17 protein-coding genes and 1 tRNA gene are annotated in these 20,827 nt (G+C 59.1%); 2 read left to right on the top strand and 16 right to left on the bottom strand.

Annotation, left to right across the window (positions count from 1 at the left end; translation table 11 throughout):
• Positions 1-331: 331 nt before the first annotated feature.
• From Q1A63_RS20170 to Q1A63_RS20105, 14 genes are all read right to left on the bottom strand, one after another.
• Entirely contained in the window at positions 332-1,174 is an 843-nt protein-coding gene (locus tag Q1A63_RS20170) for a DMT family transporter (protein WP_299632421.1), read from the bottom strand.
• A gap of 110 nt (positions 1,175-1,284) precedes the next feature.
• Positions 1,285-2,517, bottom strand: coding sequence for a biotin/lipoyl-binding protein (locus tag Q1A63_RS20165; RefSeq protein ID WP_299632411.1), 1,233 nt, complete (start codon positions 2,515-2,517; stop codon positions 1,285-1,287).
• Between the two features lie 3 nt (positions 2,518-2,520).
• Positions 2,521-2,871 carry a hypothetical protein gene (locus Q1A63_RS20160; protein ID WP_298974875.1) on the bottom strand — a complete coding sequence of 117 codons (351 nt, stop codon included), beginning with the start codon at positions 2,869-2,871 and terminating at the stop codon, positions 2,521-2,523.
• A 232-nt stretch (positions 2,872-3,103) separates the two neighbouring features.
• Positions 3,104-7,348: a DNA-directed RNA polymerase subunit beta' gene (gene rpoC / locus Q1A63_RS20155; RefSeq protein WP_298974873.1), complete on the bottom strand. Its 4,245-nt coding sequence runs from the start codon at positions 7,346-7,348 to the stop codon at positions 3,104-3,106.
• A 53-nt stretch (positions 7,349-7,401) separates the two neighbouring features.
• Positions 7,402-11,538 carry a DNA-directed RNA polymerase subunit beta gene (rpoB, locus tag Q1A63_RS20150; RefSeq protein ID WP_298974872.1) on the bottom strand — a complete coding sequence of 1,379 codons (4,137 nt, stop codon included), beginning with the start codon at positions 11,536-11,538 and terminating at the stop codon, positions 7,402-7,404.
• 287 nt (positions 11,539-11,825) lie between these two features.
• Positions 11,826-12,200 carry a 50S ribosomal protein L7/L12 gene (rplL, locus tag Q1A63_RS20145; RefSeq protein ID WP_298974871.1) on the bottom strand — a complete coding sequence of 125 codons (375 nt, stop codon included), beginning with the start codon at positions 12,198-12,200 and terminating at the stop codon, positions 11,826-11,828.
• 75 nt (positions 12,201-12,275) lie between these two features.
• Positions 12,276-12,791 carry a 50S ribosomal protein L10 gene (gene rplJ / locus Q1A63_RS20140; RefSeq protein ID WP_298974870.1) on the bottom strand — a complete coding sequence of 172 codons (516 nt, stop codon included), beginning with the start codon at positions 12,789-12,791 and terminating at the stop codon, positions 12,276-12,278.
• Positions 12,792-13,025: 234 nt separating this feature from the next.
• The gene (gene rplA / locus Q1A63_RS20135) at positions 13,026-13,724 is read right to left on the bottom strand and encodes a 50S ribosomal protein L1 (RefSeq protein ID WP_298974869.1); all 699 of its coding nucleotides are present in this window, start codon (positions 13,722-13,724) and stop codon (positions 13,026-13,028) included.
• 1 nt (position 13,725) lies between these two features.
• Positions 13,726-14,151, bottom strand: a complete 426-nt coding sequence (gene rplK, locus Q1A63_RS20130; protein ID WP_298974868.1) for a 50S ribosomal protein L11 — start codon at positions 14,149-14,151, stop codon at positions 13,726-13,728.
• 158 nt (positions 14,152-14,309) lie between these two features.
• Entirely contained in the window at positions 14,310-14,843 is a 534-nt protein-coding gene (nusG, locus tag Q1A63_RS20125; RefSeq protein ID WP_298974867.1) for a transcription termination/antitermination protein NusG, read from the bottom strand.
• A gap of 208 nt (positions 14,844-15,051) precedes the next feature.
• A complete protein-coding gene (secE, locus tag Q1A63_RS20120) occupies positions 15,052-15,249 on the bottom strand; it encodes a preprotein translocase subunit SecE (protein ID WP_195819712.1) in 198 nt (65 codons plus the stop codon).
• Positions 15,250-15,335: 86 nt separating this feature from the next.
• Complete coding sequence (locus Q1A63_RS20115; protein WP_298974863.1) at positions 15,336-15,965, bottom strand: hypothetical protein; 630 nt, start codon at positions 15,963-15,965, stop codon at positions 15,336-15,338.
• A gap of 101 nt (positions 15,966-16,066) precedes the next feature.
• A tRNA-Trp gene (locus Q1A63_RS20110) sits at positions 16,067-16,142 on the bottom strand.
• A 157-nt stretch (positions 16,143-16,299) separates the two neighbouring features.
• Positions 16,300-16,878, bottom strand: coding sequence for a CatB-related O-acetyltransferase (locus tag Q1A63_RS20105; protein WP_366524381.1), 579 nt, complete (start codon positions 16,876-16,878; stop codon positions 16,300-16,302).
• A 228-nt stretch (positions 16,879-17,106) separates the two neighbouring features.
• Here Q1A63_RS20105 and Q1A63_RS20100 point away from each other — a divergent pair, with 228 nt between their 5' ends.
• Entirely contained in the window at positions 17,107-17,256 is a 150-nt protein-coding gene (locus tag Q1A63_RS20100) for a hypothetical protein (protein ID WP_298974862.1), read from the top strand.
• Positions 17,257-17,411: 155 nt separating this feature from the next.
• On the opposite strand, the gene tuf is transcribed toward Q1A63_RS20100, so the two are convergent.
• Both tuf and Q1A63_RS20090 read right to left on the bottom strand, forming a co-directional pair.
• Entirely contained in the window at positions 17,412-18,587 is a 1,176-nt protein-coding gene (gene tuf, locus Q1A63_RS20095) for an elongation factor Tu (protein WP_298974861.1), read from the bottom strand.
• 112 nt (positions 18,588-18,699) lie between these two features.
• Positions 18,700-19,320 (bottom strand): hypothetical protein, encoded by a 621-nt coding sequence (locus tag Q1A63_RS20090; RefSeq protein ID WP_298974860.1) that lies wholly within the window; start codon positions 19,318-19,320, stop codon positions 18,700-18,702.
• A 128-nt stretch (positions 19,321-19,448) separates the two neighbouring features.
• Here Q1A63_RS20090 and Q1A63_RS20085 point away from each other — a divergent pair, with 128 nt between their 5' ends.
• Positions 19,449-20,819, top strand: a complete 1,371-nt coding sequence (locus Q1A63_RS20085; protein ID WP_299632410.1) for a cytochrome P450 — start codon at positions 19,449-19,451, stop codon at positions 20,817-20,819.
• Positions 20,820-20,827: the final 8 nt, after the last annotated feature.

Here is a 20,827-nt window from a genome sequence, read left to right as displayed (position 1 = left end):
GGCGCTACGATTTACATGCGCCTATGGCGCAATGCGAAAAGACCGCCACGCTTCCGTACCGAGGAAACGACGCGGTGGGTTTACAGAGGATCGGGCCGATAGGGGGCCGGATCGTGACCACTTCAGTTCTGAATTCGGCGCGCAGGGTGGACCCCTGCCGTCGAGATAGCGGGCGTATAGAAGGAGTCGCGCATGGTGTCAACAGGCCCGCCAATCTTATCGGGCCGCTGCGGCACCGATGCGTGGTACCAGGGATGGTAAGGGTTCACCTGGCAATTCGCCCCCTTGGAAATTGCGAGCGCAAGCAACATCACAACGGTGGGCGACGTGGTTATCCACGCATGAGCGCGTGTTCCCGGTAGAGGGTAAAAAGCCCGGTTGCGACGATAATGCCTGCCCCCAGAAGCGTCATCATCCCGGGCCATTCACCAAAGACCACCCATCCCAGCAGCAGCGCCCAGATCAGCCCCGTGTATCGAAAGGGTGCAATGAAGGAGACATCCCCTGCCCGCATCACCTGCACGCTGAAGAAATAACCTCCGACGATGAACAACGACGATGCCGCGATCAAGCCGCCGAGGCTCGGTGTGATGGGCGCCCACTCAATGCTGAGCGATGCCAGCCCCGCGGCGATCAGAACGGTCAGGGACGCGGAGAAGGTGACCAGCAAAGAGGGTACTTCCGGCGAGATGCGTCGCGTGGAGAGATCACGCGCCGTCACACAAAGCACCGCGATCAACGCATAGAGCGACCATTGGGTGAAGCCCTCGGGGCCTGGCCGGACGATCAGCAACATGCCGCAAAAACCGATCAGGATGGCGGTCATGCGGCGCCAGCCAATCGCCTCCCGAAAGATCAGAGCCGATCCCAGCGTCACCGTCAAAGGCAACACCTGGAGAATGGCCGTGATATTCGCCAGAGGCATGTTCAACAGGGCGGTGACAAAGAAGTAGGCCGCGCCAACCTCCGAGACCGACCGCAGGATGATCAAGGCCCAATCGCGGCGCGACGCCCTCACGCGAAACGCCCCACGCGACCCTGCCAGAAGAGCAATCAGCAAGGTCGCCAGCACCCCCCGCAGGACCAACAGCTGGAACAAGGGCACGACACCACCCGTCGCCTTGATCAGCGCGTCGTTGACGGTGAAACAGGCCATGGATGCCATCATCAACATGGCCCCTGTCACATTCGGGGACCAGACGCCCGCGTCGACCTGCCCATCCGTCACAATGATTCAAACCGCTCACAGTCAGGCATGAAATCCTCTGCGTTCAATGCGATCTCCTAATGGCCGGTAAAGACCAGCGTCTGAAGCGGCAAAAGTAGGGAGCGAATCCTCAGCCCAGCGGCGTGCACGACGCCAACCGTATCCACCACATGCATGAAGAGCCACTGCCCGAAGCCAAGCGACGGGTCGTCCAGAAGATCGTGGTTGTAGGTATAGGCATTGGCAAGGCAGTTGCTGCCGGGGGGAATATCGTCAGTCTGTCCGGGATAGATCGGTTCCAGAAACGCAAGGATGGTCCCCGGAGCACTCTGCACCTGCACGTCGGCCAGACGATCCGACGGGCGGATCTGGCCCGACGCGATGACATCCTGCACCTCGGTGATCACCATCGGGATGACCGTAAAGGGTTTCGACGCACACATGATTTCAGCCACGCCACCCTTTTTGACGACCTGTGCGGAGACCTGCGAGAACCCGGCCTGAAACCTGTTTCGCCCGGCATCCGACGGCACCAGAATGCCCGCGGGCCGCAAAATCGGATTGACGATATCACCCCTGCGCAGCGTCAGCTGCTCGATTGTGCCATCAACACCCGCATATACGGTGAGCTTGGAAATTTCGGTTTCGGCCTGTGCCAGAGCGGCCTCGGCACTGGCGAGCTGCGCCGGCAATTGTACGTCAATCTGCACCTGAAGCGCATCAAGACCGGCTTTTGCGGCATCCACTTCACCCTGTCGCACAGCCAATTCGTTTTGCAGCACGGTGACATCGCGCTCACTGACAGCGGTCGACCCGCGGTCACGCAAGGCCACCTGCCGCTGAAAATCTTCCAACGTCTGTTGATAGGCAGCCTGCGCCTGCGCCACGATGGCATTTGCGGTACCACGCTCGGCCTCGACCACCTGCAGGGCTGCATTCACCTCTTCGATTTGCCGCCGCGCGGTTTCGGCTGCCGCTTCCTGACTGCTGCTGTCCAGCTTGAAGATCGGGTCGCCTGCTTTCACCTCCTCGTTGATCTCGACATAGACTTCTTCAACGCGCCCACCGCCCTCGGACAGGATGGTCAGCGTTCGAAAAAACGACGCCACATTGGAGGTCGACGGATGATAATAAAAGACGATGGTGATCAGCATCGTGGTGAGCATCGCACACATGGTGATGCCCCAGCGCAGCTCATACCAGACGGTGAAAAAGTCGATCTCCACACCCCAGCGCTTGCCCTGAAAACGACGGCGCAGCAGATAATCGGGCAGAACCGTCAGCAATGAACAGAAAATAAGCTCAAACATATCTTACTTTTCCTTGCTGACCATGGCCTGAAGCGATTGCGCGATGGACGACAGGGGGGTGACGATGTCAGGTGGCCTGAAGGCTGCCAGAACCAGTGCTGCGACCCAGAAGATATTGTTGTGTGTAAAGAGCGCCAGCATCGCCAGAATACTGATCAACTGCAGCTGCGTCGCATTCCCTTTATGCGCCATCTGTTCCGGCAGCGCGTGCAACGTGAAGTAAGCGACGCCCACCAGCAGAATGATCCCCAAAACGAAGAAAACCATGACTGTAAAGAGGTAGTCGCTGCCGTCGGCGGTGGCAAAATAGTGCGGAAGGTGATGCGGGGCTAATGGGTGCTGCGTGTCAGACATGAACGACCTTCTGGATCAATTTGAAACGACCTCTTGGGTCGTGTGCAATATCCCGGACGCTATCGTTGAAAAGCCGTCATAGCCACACATTTTGTGGGCGTTTTGAGATTGGAGCCATGAAAATCGTGCTTTGCCGGAGAGTTCGAGCCGCGATCTTCAGTGGACTGAACCGCCAAAAAAGAACCCCCGGCGAATTGCTCCGCCGGAGGTTTCATTTTGCTATCTACCGCTTTTAGTCGCGGCTGTCAGGATCCGGTGTGATGACCTGATCAAAAACATCACCACCAACCATGTCGTCACCGGAAGGGGCTGCCAGGGCGGCAGCGGCTTCGGCTTCTTCACGGCGTGCTTCGATCACGACATTGTCGCGGTCTTGTGCCACGCGGCGCACCTTCATGGTGGCACCGCCGGTGCCCGCCGGGATCAGACGGCCCACGATGACGTTCTCTTTCAGGCCAACGAGTTTGTCTTTCTTCCCTTGCACGGAGGCTTCGGTCAGAACACGTGTGGTCTCCTGGAAGGACGCCGCCGAGATGAAGCTGCGGGTCTGCAAGCTGGCCTTGGTGATGCCGAGCAGGATCGGTTCCCCCTGCGCTGGACGACCACCTTTGCTGAGCGCTTTCTCATTGGCGAGATCGAACTCCTGCTTGTCGACATGTTCGCCCTTCAAAAGCGTGGTATCGCCAGAGTCCTGGATTTCCCACTTCTGCAGCATCTGGCGCACGATGACTTCGATGTGCTTGTCGTTGATCTTCACACCCTGCAGGCGGTAAACGTCCTGCACCTCGTCGATCATGTAGTCCGCCAGCGCTTCGACACCCATAATCGCGAGGATGTCATGCGGCGCCGGATTACCGTCCATGATGTAATCGCCCTTCTGGACAAAATCACCTTCCGCAACCGGGATGTGCTTGCCCTTGGGCACCATGTATTCGACCTTGGTGTCCGGATCTTCGGCGGATTCAATCGCAATACGGCGTTTGTTCTTGTAGTCCTTGCCGTAACGCACGTAGCCGTCGATTTCCGCGATGATGGCGTGATCCTTGGGCCTGCGTGCCTCAAAGAGTTCGGCCACACGCGGCAGACCCCCGGTGATGTCCTTGGTCTTGGCGCCCTCGCGAGGGATACGTGCCACAACGTCACCGGCCTTGATCTCGGAGCCATCCTCGATGGACAGAACCGCATCCACGGACATCGGATAGGTCACCGGGTTGCCCGCGTCGTTGCGGACCGGTTCGCCATCCGCCCCGACCAGAATGATTTCAGGCTTGAGCTCGTTGCCCTTGGCCGCCGAGCGCCAGTCGATCACGATCTTCTGGGTCATGCCGGTCGCATCGTCGGTTTCGTCCTTGACCGCGATCCCGGACACCAGGTCCACGAATTTCGCTGTCCCGGATTTCTCCGCGATGATCGGCAGGGTGTAGGGATCCCACTCAAAGAGTTTGTCGCCGCGGACCACGTCCTGAGCATCGGTGACGAAGAGCTTGGTACCGTATCCAACCTTGTGGCTGGCCCGTTCCTCGCCATTCTCGTCCTGAATGATCAGCTTCATGTTCCGGCCCATCACCATGGTCTCGCCCGAGGCGTTCTCCAGGGTCTGTGCGTTCTCGAACACGACCTTGCCGGTATGGCTGGCCTCAAGGAACGATTGCTGGCCACCCTGCGCAACACCGCCGATGTGGAACGTCCGCATCGTCAACTGCGTGCCCGGCTCACCGATGGATTGCGCGGCGATGATGCCGACCGCCTCACCGGTGTTGACCATGGTGCCGCGCGCGAGGTCACGCCCGTAGCACATGGCGCAAACGCCCTCCTCGGCCTCACAGGTCAGCGGGCTGCGGATGCGCGCCGAGGCAACGCCTGCGTCTTCGATGGAATCCGCCATGCGTTCATCGATCAGCGTGCCCGAGGCAACCATCACCTCATCCGTGCCCGGACGCATGATGTCTTCGGCCACAACGCGGCCCAGAATGCGCTCCGACAAGGAGGAAACGACTTCGCCATCGTTCACGGCTGCAACAGCTGTGATCGACGTCTCCGTCCCGCAATCGAGCATGCGCACGATGCAGTCCTGTGCCACATCCACCAGTCGGCGTGTCAGGTACCCGGAGTTCGCCGTTTTCAGAGCGGTATCCGACAGACCTTTCCGCGCACCGTGCGTGGAGTTGAAGTACTCAAGAACGGTCAGACCTTCCTTGAAGTTCGAGATGATCGGTGTCTCGATGATGTCGCCGTTCGGCTTGGCCATCAGGCCGCGCATCCCGCCGAGCTGTTTCATCTGCGTCACCGAACCCCGGGCACCGGAGTGCGCCATCATGTAGACCGAGTTCGGTTCTTTCTCGGCACCCGCATCATCGCGCTGGCTGGCAGAGATCGAGCCCATCATCGCATCGGTGACCTTGTCGTTACACTTCGACCAGGCATCGACTACCTTGTTGTACTTTTCACCCTGGGTGATCAGGCCGTCCATGTACTGCTGTTCGAAATCCTTCACCAGCTCACGCGTTTCCTGCACGATGGGCCATTTGGTGTCGGGGATCAGCATGTCGTCCTTGCCGAAGGAAATCCCGGCCTTGAACGCCTCGCGGAAACCCATGGTCATGATCTGATCGCAGAAAATGACGGATTCCTTCTGACCGCAGTAGCGGTAGACGGTATCGATCACCTGCTGCACTTCTTTCTTGCGCAGCAGACGGTTCACCAGCTCAAACGGCGCTTTGGCGTTCAGCGGCAGCAGCGCGCCAAGGCGCACCCGGCCCGGCGTGGTTTCAAACCGCTGCATGACCTCCATGCCGTTCTCGTCGATCTGCGGAATCCGCGCGGTGATCTTGGAATGCAGATGCACCATACCCGCGTCCAGCGCATGCTGAACCTCCTCGACGGAGCCAAAGACCATGCCTTCGCCCGGCATGCCCTCACGCTCCAGCGTGGTGTAGTAAAGACCCAGGATCATATCCTGCGAAGGCACGATGATCGGCGCACCGTTGGCGGGCGACAGCACGTTGTTGGTGGACATCATCAGCACACGCGCTTCCAGCTGGGCTTCCAGCGAGAGCGGGACGTGCACGGCCATCTGGTCCCCGTCGAAGTCGGCGTTGAAGGCTGAACACACCAGCGGGTGAAGCTGGATCGCTTTCCCTTCGATCAGCACGGGCTCGAACGCCTGAATGCCCAAACGGTGCAGCGTGGGCGCACGGTTCAACATCACAGGGTGTTCGCGGATCACCTCATCGAGGATGTCCCAGACCTCCGGACGCTCTTTCTCGACCAGCTTCTTCGCCTGTTTCACGGTGCTGGAAAGGCCTTTGGCCTCCAACCGCGAATAGATGAAAGGCTTGAAGAGCTCCAGCGCCATCTTCTTCGGCAAGCCACACTGGTGCAGCTTCAGCTCCGGCCCGGTCACAATGACCGAACGACCGGAGAAGTCGACGCGTTTCCCCAGAAGGTTCTGACGGAAGCGACCCTGCTTGCCTTTCAGCATGTCGGAGAGCGATTTCAGCGGGCGCTTGTTGGCGCCTGTGATCACCCGGCCCCGACGGCCGTTGTCGAACAGAGCATCGACGGATTCCTGCAGCATCCGCTTTTCGTTGCGCACGATGATATCCGGCGCGCGCAGCTCAATGAGCCGTTTGAGGCGGTTGTTACGGTTGATCACCCGGCGATAGAGATCGTTGAGGTCGGAGGTCGCAAAACGGCCGCCATCCAGCGGCACCAGCGGGCGCAGTTCCGGCGGAATGACCGGAATGACGGTCAGAACCATCCACTCCGGGCGGTTGCCGGACTCGAGGAAGGATTCAACGACCTTCAGACGCTTGATGATCTTCTTGGGCTTCAGCTCGCCTGTCGCCTCTTTCAGATCGGCGCGCAGCTGCTCCGCTTCGGCTTCCAGATCGATCGCCGCCAACATTTCACGGATCGCTTCCGCCCCGATGTTCGCCGTGAAGGCGTCCATGCCGTAAGCGTCCTGCGCGTCCATATACTCTTCTTCGGTCATCATCTGACCGTAGGTGAGGTCCGTCAGACCGGGTTCGATCACCACGTAGTTCTCGAAATAGAGCACCCGCTCCAGATCCCGCAACGTCATGTCCAGCATCAGACCGATGCGCGAAGGCAGCGACTTGAGGAACCAGATGTGGGCCACGGGCGAGGCTAGCTCGATATGGCCCATCCGCTCGCGGCGGACCTTTTGCAGCGTGACTTCCACACCGCATTTCTCGCAGACAACGCCGCGATACTTCATGCGCTTATATTTGCCGCAGAGGCATTCGTAGTCCTTGATCGGCCCAAAGATACGCGCGCAGAAAAGACCATCACGCTCCGGCTTGAAGGTCCGGTAGTTGATGGTTTCTGGTTTCTTGATCTCCCCGAAGGACCAGCTCAGGATGCGCTCCGGCGAGGCCAGAGACACCTTGATCTCATCAAACACCTTGGGGGGTGTGAGCGGGTTAAACGGGTTGTTTGTCAGTTCCTGGTTCATTTTCAAATCCTTGAAAGGGGTGCGTTGGGAGCGAAGTGACGGGGATCAACCCGTCACTCATCCTCCTCCGCATCCAGGAGTTCCATGTTGAGGCCGAGGCCGCGGACTTCTTTGACCAGAACGTTGAAGCTTTCCGGTACGCCTGCTTCAAAGTTGTCCTCGCCCTTGACGATGCTTTCGTAGACTTTCGTCCGTCCGGCCACGTCGTCCGACTTCACGGTCAGCATTTCCTGCAGGGTGTAGGCGGCACCGTAGGCTTCCAGCGCCCAGACCTCCATCTCCCCGAAGCGCTGCCCACCGAATTGCGCTTTACCGCCCAAAGGCTGCTGGGTGACCAGCGAGTATGGGCCGGTCGAGCGTGCGTGGATCTTGTCATCCACCAGGTGATGCAGTTTCAGCAGGTACTTGACGCCGACGGTCACAGGTCGGGCAAACTGCTCACCTGTGCGGCCGTCAAAGAGCACCGATTGGCCCGAGCTGTCAAAGCCCGCACGGGTCAGCGCGTCGTTCACGTCTGCCTCTTTCGCACCGTCAAAGACCGGCGTCGCAATCGGCACACCCCGTGTGACATTGCCCGCCGCTTCGATCAGCGTTTCCTCGTCGAGACCAACGATACCTTCGTCATAGACGTTCTCGCCATAGGCGTGGTGTAACGCGTCACGCACAGGCGTCAGATCGCCGGAGCGTCGGTATTCCTGCAGCGCCTCGTCCACATTCAGACCCAGACCGCGCGCGGCCCAGCCCATGTGTGTCTCGAGGATCTGCCCGACGTTCATGCGCGACGGCACGCCCAGCGGGTTGAGGCAGAAGTCAACCGGGGTCCCATCCGCGAGGAACGGCATGTCCTCCATCGGCACCACCTTGGAGATCACACCTTTGTTGCCGTGACGTCCGGCCATCTTGTCGCCCGGCTGCAGCTTGCGCTTCACCGCCACGAAGACCTTGACCATCTTCATCACGCCCGGGGGCAGATCGTCGCCGCGACGAACTTTCTCGACCTTATCCTCGAAGCGCGCATCCAGCGCCCGTTTCTGGATCTCGTATTGCTCATTCAGAGCTTCGACCACCTGCGCGTCAGCTTCATCCTTGAGGGCCAGCTGCCACCACTGACCACGGGTCAGCATTTCCAGCAGTTCCTCATCGATCACAGCATTGGATTTGACCCCTTTGGGACCTTTCACAGCCACCTTGCCCATGATCATGGATTTCAGACGCGCGTAGATGTTGCGGTCGAGGATCGCGAGCTCATCATCGCGGTCCCGCGCCAGACGTTCAACTTCCTCACGCTCGATTTGCAGCGCACGTTCGTCTTTTTCCACACCGTGGCGGTTGAAGACGCGGACTTCCACGACAGTCCCGAAGTCGCCCGGTTTCACCCGCAACGATGTATCGCGCACGTCCGAGGCTTTCTCACCGAAGATCGCGCGCAGGAGTTTCTCCTCCGGCGTCATCGGGCTTTCGCCCTTCGGGGTGATCTTGCCCACGAGGATATCGCCCGGCTCGACGTCCGCGCCGATGTAGACGATGCCCGCCTCGTCGAGATTGCGAAGGGCTTCCTCGCCGACGTTCGGGATGTCGCGGGTGATCTCTTCCGGCCCAAGCTTGGTGTCACGCGCGGCGACTTCAAACTCCTCGATGTGGATCGAGGTAAAGACGTCGTCGCGGGCAATCCGCTCGGAGATCAGGATGGAGTCCTCATAGTTGTAGCCATTCCACGGCATGAAGGCGACGACGACGTTCTTGCCGAGCGCCAGTTCCCCCATATCCGTCGATGGGCCGTCAGCAACCACCTGACCTTTAATGACCGTGTCACCCACTTTTACCAGCGGACGCTGGTTGATGCAGGTGTTCTGGTTGCTGCGCTGGAACTTACGCATACGGTAGATGTCCACACCCGCGTCCCCCAGCTCCAGATCTTCGGTGGCCCGGATCACGATCCGCTGCGCATCGACCTGGTCAATGATGCCCGCGCGTTTCGCCATGATCGCCGCACCGGAATCGCGCGCCACAACCTCTTCGATGCCGGTCCCGACCAGCGGTGCCTCGGCCTGCAGAAGCGGAACCGCCTGACGTTGCATGTTCGAGCCCATCAGAGCGCGGTTAGCGTCGTCATTTTCCAGGAACGGAATGAGCGAGGCCGCAACCGACACCAGCTGTTTTGGCGAAACGTCAATCAGATCAACGCTTTCCGATGGCGACAAGGTGTAGTCACCGGATTTCCGCGTGGACACCAGATCATTCACGAACTTCATGCTGTCATCGAGGTTGGCGTTGGCCTGCGCCACGGTGTGACGCATTTCCTCGGTGGCGGACATATAGTGCACTTCGTCGGTGACCTTGCCGCCTTCAACCTTGCGATACGGCGTTTCGATGAAGCCGTATTTGTTTACACGGGCAAAGGTCGCCAGCGAGTTGATCAGACCGATGTTCGGGCCTTCCGGCGTTTCAATCGGGCACATCCGACCGTAGTGGGTCGGGTGCACGTCGCGGACCTCAAAGCCTGCGCGCTCACGGGTCAGACCGCCCGGCCCAAGTGCGGATAGACGACGCTTGTGCGTGACTTCCGACAGCGGGTTGGTTTGGTCCATGAACTGGCTGAGCTGCGAGGAGCCGAAGAATTCGCGCACGGCCGCAGCGGCCGGTTTTGCGTTGATCAGGTCTTGCGGCATCACCGTGTCGATCTCGACCGAAGACATCCGCTCCTTGATCGCACGCTCCATGCGCAACAAACCCACACGGTACTGGTTTTCCATCAACTCACCAACGGACCGCACCCGGCGGTTACCAAGGTGGTCGATGTCATCGATGTCACCGCGACCGTCGCGCAGATCCACCAGCGCCTTGATGCAAGCCACGATGTCTTCGCGACGCAGCGTGCGCTGGGTGTCCTCGGCATCGAGCGCCAGACGCATGTTCATTTTCACCCGACCAACGGCCGAGAGATCATAGCGCTCGCTATCAAAGAACAGCGTGTCAAAGAGCGCAGAGGCCGCTTCGACGGTGGGCGGCTCGCCCGGACGCATGACACGGTAGATGTCCATGAGCGCGGTGTCGCGGTTCATGTTCTTGTCCTGCGCCATGGTGTTGCGCATATAGGGGCCGACGTTGACGTTATCGATGTCCAGCAGCGGGATCTCGGTGATCCCTGCATCGATCAGCTCTTTGGCCGTTCCGCCAATGAGCGTGCCGTCCTTGTCGTACTCCAGCGTCATTTCGTCGCCGGCTTCGACGTAGATCGCGCCGTTTTCTTCGTTGATGATGTCTTTGGCCACGAACTTGCCCGCGATGTGCTCGTAGGGCAGCAGCAGTTCGGTCACCTTGCCGTCGTCGATCAATTGCTTGACCGCGCGTGGCGTAACTTTCTTGCCGGCTTCAAAGAGCACTTCGCCGGTTTTGGCGTCCACCAGATCATATGTCGGGCGGGTCCCGCGCACACGATCCGGGAAGAAAGGGGCGACCCAGCCTTTGTTCTTCTTCAGCTTATAGGTCACCGTGTTGTAATAGGCGTCCATGATCGCTTCCTGGTCGAGACCAAGCGCGTAGAGCAGCGTTGTCACAGGCAGTTTCCGACGGCGGTCGATCCGGGCAAAGACGATGTCTTTTGCGTCGAATTCAAAGTCCAGCCAGCTGCCGCGGTAGGGGATGATGCGGCAGGCAAAGAGGAGTTTACCGGAAGAGTGCGTTTTGCCTTTGTCGTGATCAAAGAACACACCGGGGGAGCGGTGCATCTGGGACACGATCACACGCTCGGTGCCGTTCACAACGAACGTCCCGTTGGGCGTCATCAGGGGCATGTCACCCATGAACACGTCCTGTTCCTTGATGTCTTTCACCGATTTGGCACCGGTGTCTTCATCCACATCAAAGACGATAAGGCGCAAGGTCACCTTGAGCGGCGCCGAATAGGTCATGTCGCGTTGCTGACATTCCTCAACATCGTATTTCGGCTTTTCCAGCTCGTACTTCACGTACTCCAGCACGGAGGTTTCGTTGAAATCCTTCACCGGGAAGACGGACTGGAAAACGCCCGTGATGCCCTCACCATCGGTGGGCGTGTCAGCATCGCCGGAATTCAGGAAGAGATCATAAGAAGATTTCTGGACCTCGATGAGGTTGGGCATATCCAAAACTTCACGGATTTTGCCATAATATTTACGTAGACGTTTCTGGCCAAGGAACGATTGAGCCATATCAGGTGTCACCTTTCAGAGTTCTCACCGGTCGAGGGAGCCGTCGGGCCACGGCACCTCGCCCATACGAGACGATACGTTTCGGTCTATTCGTGGTCACCGTCCCACCGGTGTCCTCCCGACCATTGAACCGCATCTTGGAAAAGGCCTCTGAGCCCAACGGCCCTTGCCAAGACGGGTTAAGCTGGACCCGAAAATTCTCGGGCCCAGCTTATTTTTTGTACGGGGTGTCGGGGTTTGGCCCCCTCGCCGCACGCTAGTCGCGCGCAGCCCCCAGATCCGGCAGCTTAGGCCAGCTCGACTTCCGCGCCAGCTGCTTCCAGCTTGGCTTTGACTTCTTCGGCTTCGGCTTTGTCGACGCCTTCTTTGATCTTGCCGCCCGCTTCCACGAGGTCCTTGGCTTCTTTCAGGCCAAGACCGGTGAGGCCGCGTACTTCCTTGATCACGTTGATTTTCGAGGCGCCTGCGTTTTTCAGGACAACGTCGAATTCCGACTTTTCTTCCTCAGCGGCACCAGCACCGTCTGCAGGACCAGCCATCATCACAGCACCACCAGCGGCGGGCTCGATGCCGTACTCGTCTTTGAGGATTGTTTTCAGTTCTTGTGCTTCAAGCAGGGTCAGACCAACGATCTCTTCTGCCAGTTTTTTCAGATCAGCCATGTTTAGCTCTTTCCGTTAACGATATGTGTGTTCCAACGTCGCGCTTAGGGCCCGACGCCAGTTTGACGATGTGCTTCAAGCAGCCGCCTTGTCCTCAATCGTGGACAAGATGGATGCGATATTGCTTGCAGGTGCGCCAATGGCCCCGGCGATGTTCGATGCAGGTGCGCCCAACATGCCCGCGATGGTGGAGATAAGCTCCTCGCGCGATGGCATTTTGGACACGGCTTCGACACCGGCGACGTCCAACGCGTTCTCACCCATGGCGCCACCGAGAATGACGAATTTGTCATTCCCCTTGGCGTAGTCCTGAGCCACCTTGGCCGCAGCCACAGGATCCTCAGAATAGGTCAGAACGGTCATACCCGACAGAAGGTCAGCAATGCTTGCGCATGGCTTGCCCTCAAGGGCGATCTTGGCGAGCCTGTTTTTGGCAACACGCACAGACCCACCCGCTTCACGTGCTTTCGCGCGCAGGTCCTGCATTTCAGCAACTGTCAGACCGGCGTAGTGGCTTACCACAACGACGCCAGAGCTTTCAAAGATCTGGCCGAGTTCGTCGACCAGCTGTTCTTTTTGTGCTCTATCCACAGTTTCACTCCAAAATTGGGCAGGTTTCCCCACCCGGCTCAGTTTAGGAATGCGATGGTCTGCATCCCGTTTCGGGTCCAATTCAGGGTCCCGAGACCAAAACCGCCTTGATAGGCTGAATTTTCTCGTTTCCCATCTCAGGAAGGAATTATGTGAGTAGCCCCACACCCTCCGTCTCGGACAGAAGCAAGGCCCGAAGGCCTTGCCTATCTGACGGGTCGCCCCGCCAAATTCTTATTCGGTGACCGCGTTGTCGACGGAGACCGAAACGCCAGGGCCCATGGTCGAGCTCAGCGCGATTTTTTTCATGTATGTGCCCTTGGAGCCCGTTGGCTTCGCCTTGGACACGGCACCGACAAAGGCGCGGATGTTTTCGACCAGCTTGGCTTCGTCGAAGCTGATTTTGCCGACACCGGCGTGCACAACACCGCCTTTTTCCGCCTTGAACTGAACTTCGCCGCCTTTTGCTGCTTTCACAGCGGCTTCGACGTCCATGGTCACGGTGCCGACCTTGGGATTCGGCATCAGGTTGCGGGGGCCAAGGACCTTACCCAGACGGCCTACGATCGGCATCATATCCGGGGTCGCAATGCAGCGATCAAATTCGATCTTGCCGCTTTGCACGGTTTCCATCAGGTCTTCGGCACCCACGATGTCCGCACCGGCCTTTTCAGCTTCTTCCGCTTTCGGACCACGTGCAAAAACAGCAACGCGGACTGATTTGCCGGTGCCATTCGGCAGGCCGACCACACCGCGGACCATCTGGTCGGCGTGGCGCGGGTCAACGCCCAGGTTCATGGCGATCTCGACGGTTTCGTCGAATTTCACCTTTGAATTGCCCTTGATCAGCGCAACCGCCTCTTCAACAGTCACATCATCTTTGCCAGCAAAGGCTTCACGTGCGGCGCGGGTTCTTTTACCGAGTTTTGCCATCTTACTTCACCTCGATGCCCATGGAGCGGGCGGAGCCCAGGATGATCTGCATGGCCGCTTCGATAGAATTGGCGTTGAGATCTTTCATTTTCGCTTCGGCGATTTCGCGCACCTGCTTGGAGCTCACGGAGCCAACCATTTCGCGGCTGGGGTTGTTTGCACCGGATTTTACCTTGGCCGCCTTCTTCAGATAATAGGACGCAGGCGGCGTCTTGATATCCATGGTGAAGGATTTGTCCTGATAGTATGTGATCACGGTCGGGCATGGCGCACCTGGCTCCATGTCTGCGGTCTTGGCGTTAAACGCCTTGCAGAATTCCATGATGTTGATGCCGCGCTGACCCAGCGCCGGACCCACCGGTGGGGACGGGTTCGCCTGACCCGCAGGCACCTGCAGCTTCATGCTGCCAACAAGTTTCTTGGCCATTGGCCTTCTCCTTTTCCAACCCCACCCCGGCGCGCCGGTTCGGGTTCATACGCAATCCCATGATCGCGATTGTTGTCGTGGTCCGGTCTGGATGCCGCGGCACCCTCGCCTCCCACGCTTTGAGCGTCGCACCTGCCATGCAGGATGCGACGGGCACCTCAGGTCTGTTTGTTGACCTGCGTGTATTCCAGTTCGACCGGGGTCTCCCGGCCAAAGATCGATACCGTCACCTTCAGGCGTTGGTTTTCGTCATCCACTTCCTCGACCATGCCGTCGAAATCTTCGAACGGGCCATCGGCCACTTTAACTTTTTCACCCACTTCAAAGTGAATGAGCGTCCGTGGCGCCTCTTCGCCTTCCTGAACACGGTTCAGGATGGCGTTCACTTCGGCATCGCGCATCGGCATCGGGCGGCCTTGCGGGCCCAGAAAGCCGGTCACCCGGTTGATGGAGTTGATCAGGTGGTACCCGCCGTCGGACATTTCCATGTGCACCAGAACGTAGCCTGGCATGAACCGACGCTCGGTTGTCACCTTCTTGCCGCGGCGCACTTCGATCACTTCTTCGGTCGGCACCAGCACTTCGTCGATCTGATCTTCCAGGCCCTGTTCAGCCACGGATGTACGGATTTGTTCTGCGATCTTCTTTTCGAAGTTCGACAGCACACTCACCGAATACCACCGTTTTGCCATCTGATCTTAGGTCCCTGTCTCGTCCGACGCCTGCTCAACGCCGTAAATTTCACTATCTTTCAGACACTTAGCCCGCTGACTTTAAACAAAAAATCGGCGCGCAACTCGAATCGCCGCACGCCCTGTTTCTGGTCAGGTGTGCGGCATACTCCGCACGGCCAAATGTTTCAAGGGGTTTGGTGCGTTTTTTGAACCGGTTCGTTCAGCCTCAGCCGAACATATTCAGAACCGCCTGAAGCCCGCCCCGGATGATGATATCAACAGTCGCAAAGAAAATCGCTGTGAGCGCCGCCAGGATAAACACCATCACGGTGGTCAACATCACCTCGCGCCGCGTCGGCCAAACAACTTTGGCGACTTCTGCGCGGACCTGCTGAATAAACTGGAGCGGGTTGGTCGTGGCCATGATCATCTTCCTGCACTATCGATGATGGCGACATAGCGAGGCCAGTGCCGGAATTCAAGGGCATGCATGCAGGCACGGAAGACGTGTTATGTGGTACCTTCATCGCGCAACCGGCTCAGGCGATCCCCCATGACCTCTGCATGCAATTTGTCGGCACGGGCAATCTGGCGCAGGTCTGGCGCGCGAAACCCATCTGTCCAGCGTCCCGGCAAGCGGTTCAGACAGGCATCCCACTTGCGCGCGGCAATCCGGCACCCCACGCGAAACCGTCTTGCAGGCCCGGGGCACCAACGCGCAAAAACCGCAAAGACTTCGAGAAGTCGGCGCCAAAATCGATCGCTACCCATTATGAGATACCCGCTCAGAAAGAGGACGGCGCCCAACAATAGAGTGCCAAAAACAAGCACAGGCTGGAGCAACAACATCAGGATCAGGCTGGTCCATAGAACAGATTTTGTATTTGGCCGATATGCTCTGACGCGGCGCAGCAGCCGAAACAGAACAGGCCGTAGTACCGGCTTCCTGACGGTGCGCGGCGTGGCGGCTTTGACCGCGGTAGGTTTCTCAACATCGCGCCTCGCGGTCTCTGCCCGTGACTGTGTCGGCAATGTCTTCAGCCGGTTGAATTCCTTTGGTGTGTTCTTTGGCACGACCTCGTCAGCCAGTAGTGCGCGAATGGCAACAATGTCCGCGTCAACGTCCTGTGTGTTTCCCATTTCTTCACCCAATCGTCCGGCCCCATCCCCAACACGGCATTTGTAAGGGATGAGTCGGGCGTTTCAGTGGCAGAAACATGGCGTAGATGTGGCGGAAAGGCTGGCAGGGGCTGAGGGACTCGAACCCACGACCCTCGGTTTTGGAGACCGATGCTCTACCAACTGAGCTAAACCCCTATGCCGGTTGCTGGCCTAGTCGGAAAAGCCGCAGGGTTCAAGAGGGATCGCGCCTCCGAGACCGAAAAAGAAAGGGCAACCTGATCTAAAGCGCTTCCAGCGCGTCGATATCCGCCCCGGTGATCAGCGCCTCATGCGCCAGGATCTTTTCGATGGGCTAGTCCCACCAAGCGATCGCCATCAACCGGGTGATTATCTCGGGTTCAAAACGACGCCGGATGACCCGGCCGGGGTTGCCGACGACCACGCTGTAATCCGGGACTGTCCCGCCGACAACGGCACCGGTACCGATGATGACACCGGACCCGATTTGCGCCCCGGGCAGGATCCGCGCATCTGCGCCAATCCAGACGTCGTGACCGACAACCGTGTCGTTCCCTTTTGGCAGTGAAGCCGGGTAGGCCATGAAACGGTCGGGATCATGAATGGCGAAAGGAAAAGTCGAAAACCCGCGCATATCATGGTTGGCGCTGTGTGTGATGAAACGCACCCCATGCGCAAACTGCCCGAACTTGCCGATGATGAGTCTGTCGCTGGACGGGGGAAACAGATAGGGCGCGATCCGCCCTGCCCAGCCCGCAGGGTCCGCCGGAGGATCAAAGTCATTGGCATAAGTGTAATCGCCCACCTCGATCCGCGGATGATCGATCACCGCTTTCAGAAACACGTTGTTGGGCAGCGCGGACCCATCCGGCAAAGTGACCGGGTGCACCGTGTCAGGGGATGGAAAAGTCATGAAGCTATCTCCGCACAGATGCCTGATGTGGCCCTTGTACAGAAACAGCTGACAAAGAAAATGCGGCTTCCCAACCAAAAAGTTAATAGGGTGTGATCCTGTTCACTGACGTTGCGACACCCGGCGCCTAATCAGGTTTCATGCCGCGCAATTTCGCGCCGCAAACCACCAAAGACCATTTTGATACGAGCCGGTTCATATTTTCCGGCGATTGCAAGGAACGACGACATGCACATGAAATTCATCTCATTCATCGCAGGATCCGCCATCATCCTCGCCGGATGCGCCGGCCAGAACCATTACCCCCTGACCGGCAACGCCGCCTCGGTCGGCGATTCCGTCCAGTTCATGTCGGCGCCGCGCGTCGCGCGCTATTGAGGTGACGGGTCCCTTTTGCTGAACCTCTTAAGGACCCGGTGTTGCGCTTGACCTCGGAAGCCGCAGCACAAAAAAAGAGCCACCGGTCTGCTGGTGGCTCTTTTCTTTGATAGTCACGAGTTCAGCACGCGCGCCGCAGTGCGGCGCGTCAACGCTTACTCAGTGATCTTTGAGACGACGCCTGCGCCGACGGTGCGGCCGCCTTCGCGGATCGCGAAGCGCAACCCGTTTTCCATCGCGATCGGTGCGATCAGCTCAACGCCAAAGCTCACGTTGTCGCCCGGCATCACCATCTCGGTGCCCTCAGCCAGCTGCACCGTGCCGGTCACATCCGTCGTGCGGAAGTAGAACTGCGGGCGGTAGTTGGCAAAGAATGGCGTGTGACGGCCACCCTCTTCCTTGGTCAGGATGTAGGCTTCGGCTTCGAACTTGGTGTGCGGGGTCACCGAACCCGGCTTGCACAGCACCTGTCCACGCTCAACGCCGTCCCGGTCGATGCCACGCAGCAGCGCGCCGATGTTGTCGCCCGCTTCGCCGCGGTCCAGCAGCTTGCGGAACATTTCCACGCCGGTGCAGGTGGTTTTCTGGGTGTCGCGGATGCCGACGATTTCGATCTCGTCGCCCACGTTGATCACGCCACGCTCGACACGGCCTGTCACAACGGTACCGCGGCCGGAGATCGAGAAGACGTCTTCCACAGGCATCAGGAACGGCTGGTCGATCGCACGCTCAGGCGTCGGGATCCACTCGTCGACGGCGGCCATCAGCTTCTTGATGGATTCTTCACCAATCTCGGGGTTGTTGCCTTCCATCGCCGCCAGCGCCGAGCCGGGGATCACGGGGATGTCGTCGCCGGGATATTCGTAGGAGCTCAAGAGCTCGCGGATTTCCATTTCCACCAGCTCAAGCAGCTCGTCGTCATCCACCTGGTCGACCTTGTTCATGTAGACAACCATGGTGGGGATGCCCACCTGACGGCCCAGCAGGATGTGCTCGCGCGTTTGCGGCATCGGGCCGTCCGCGGCGTTCACCACCAGGATTGCGCCGTCCATCTGCGCCGCACCGGTGATCATGTTTTTCACGTAGTCCGCGTGGCCGGGGCAGTCGACGTGGGCATAGTGGCGCGCGTCGGTTTCATATTCCACGTGGGCGGTGGAAATGGTGATGCCACGGGCTTTCTCCTCGGGCGCGCCGTCGATCTGGTCATAGGCCTGAAAATCGCCAAAATACTTCGTGATCGCCGCCGTCAACGTCGTCTTGCCGTGGTCAACGTGACCAATCGTGCCAATGTTTACGTGCGGTTTAGTACGTTCAAACTTTGCCTTTGCCATGGTGAGAGGCGCCCTTTTGCTTGCAAGGGGTCATAAGCGACCCGGTCTTTCATATGGCGCGCGATGTATTGTGATCAGCGCAGAAAATCAAGCACGACCTGCAATGGGCCGGTCATTCCGCCAGGGTGGCGTCAGATGGCAGGCTCTGTCCGTCTGCTGAGGCGTCACTCTGGGCCGCGCCGTCCAGCGCTGCATCCATGAACCAACCTTCTTCGGCGTTCTTCTTCACGATGAAGTTTTCGATGGCCTGTGCGGCATTGCGCGACAGGTTGCGCAGCTGGGTCTCCTTGGTCTGGGTCCAGCCTGTGCCAATGATGCTGTCGCCATCGAGCGTCTCGAGCACGGTCAGTTGCTCGGGTTCCTCGTTCAGCTTTTTACCCAGGGCATCATCCCAGACCGTTACACGCAGGATCATGCCGGATTTCGGGGCCAGCACCACCGGCACGCCGGGTTTGGCCAGTACATAGCCCTCGACGCTCACGCCGAAATGATAGTCCTTGGACCCGTCGTAGCGGTCAAACCGCTCTGCAATGGCAAGCTTGACGGCATCGGTCAGCTCCTCCTTGGTCACTTCGCGGCTCACGGTCGCCGTGGTCTCGACCTTCGGGGCGACAACGACATTGTGCCCGAGGCTGAAGTTGCCCAACGGTACAGGCGGTTCATTCAGATCTTTCGCGCCCGTGCATGCCACCAGCCCGAACGCGCCTGCAAGAACAATGATTTGCCTGAGCATACTGCACCTTTTCTTTTCTTGACCCTCTGCCTAGCCGAAGCGCCCTTGTCGCGCAATCCATCCCGCGTGTCATTGGTGGAAGCGCGCGCAGGTCGCGCTAGATTATCGGTCAGCAAATGAGGGCCCTGATGACCCATAATCGCGCGATCATTGAACCAAACCTGCCGGTGCGCGTCGCTTTGGTACGCGAACCGCAAGGGGTGCTGCGCAGCTTCCAGCTAATGCGGGAAAACATACTGAGCATCATCCCCGAGGTCGCGACGCAAGAACCCGTTGTTTCGGGCCGAACCGCCAGACGCTGGCACATGATCATGGACCCCACCGCCATCCGCCAGATGCTGTTGGATAGGGTGGAAGACTATCCCAAATCGATTGTGACCAAGAACCTTCTACGCCCGGCGGTGGGCGACTCGCTCATCATTGCGGAGGGCGCACATTGGCGGTGGCAAAGGCGCACCGCAGCACCCGCCTTTTCCCACCGCAATGTGCGCAACCTCGCCCCGATCATGACCGCGGCCGCGGAACGCAGCGCCGACCGCATCGGACAGGCTGGTGCGCGGGCCGTCAATCTGCTGGACGAGATGACCACAGCAACATTTGACGTGATATCCGAGGTGACATTCAGCGGCGACGGCAGTTTCGATCAAGCGGCGGTGCACCGCGCGATTGATGCCTATATTGCCGAGGCCGGGCGGGTCTCCTTGCTGGATGTGTTGGGCGCCCCTGACTGGGTGCCCCGGCCCGGGCGCATGGTCTCAACCGCCGCGATGAGCGATATGAAGGCGGATGCGAACAAAGCGATTGAGGCCCGCGCCGCCCGTGGCCCCGGCCCTATTCCGGACTTTCTGGACCTGTTGCTTGAGGGTCAGGACCCAAAAACCAAACGCCGCATGACCATCGACGAACTTCGCGACAACCTGCTGACCTTCATTGTCGCGGGCCATGAGACAACGGCGCTGACCCTGGCGTGGTCGCTTTACCTCTGCGCCTTCGACCCATCGGTACAGGAGCGTGCCCGCGCCGAAGTGCAGGATGTCCTGGGTAGTCGCGCCGCCACGGGGGACGACGTCGACAAGCTGGTGTTTGTACGGCAAATCATCGAAGAGGCGCTGCGGCTCTATCCACCCGCCGGAATTGTGTCGCGCACAGCCCAGAAAGCCGCTGATCTGGGCGGAGCGGATATTCAAGCGGGCGATACGGTGATGATCCCGATCTATGCCCTGGGACGGCACCAGAGGCTCTGGGACAACCCGGATCAGTTTGACCCTGACCGTTTCGCGGATCGCAAGTCGATTGATCGCTACGCCTACTTGCCGTTTGGCGATGGGCCCCGCATCTGCATTGGTGCATCTTTCGCGCTACAAGAAGCGGTGATCATTCTGGCCACCTTGCTGGGCCGTTTCCGGTTTTCGCCCGTAAAAGGGCGCGATCCCAAGCCGGTGATGATCCTGACGCTGCGCCCGGAAGGCGGTGTGTGGTTGATGGCGGAACCCGTCTGATAGCCTGT

The organism is uncultured Roseobacter sp., assembly GCF_947499265.1.
GTDB lineage: Bacteria > Pseudomonadota > Alphaproteobacteria > Rhodobacterales > Rhodobacteraceae > Roseobacter.
This window is presented reverse-complemented; position numbering and strand designations above follow the sequence as displayed.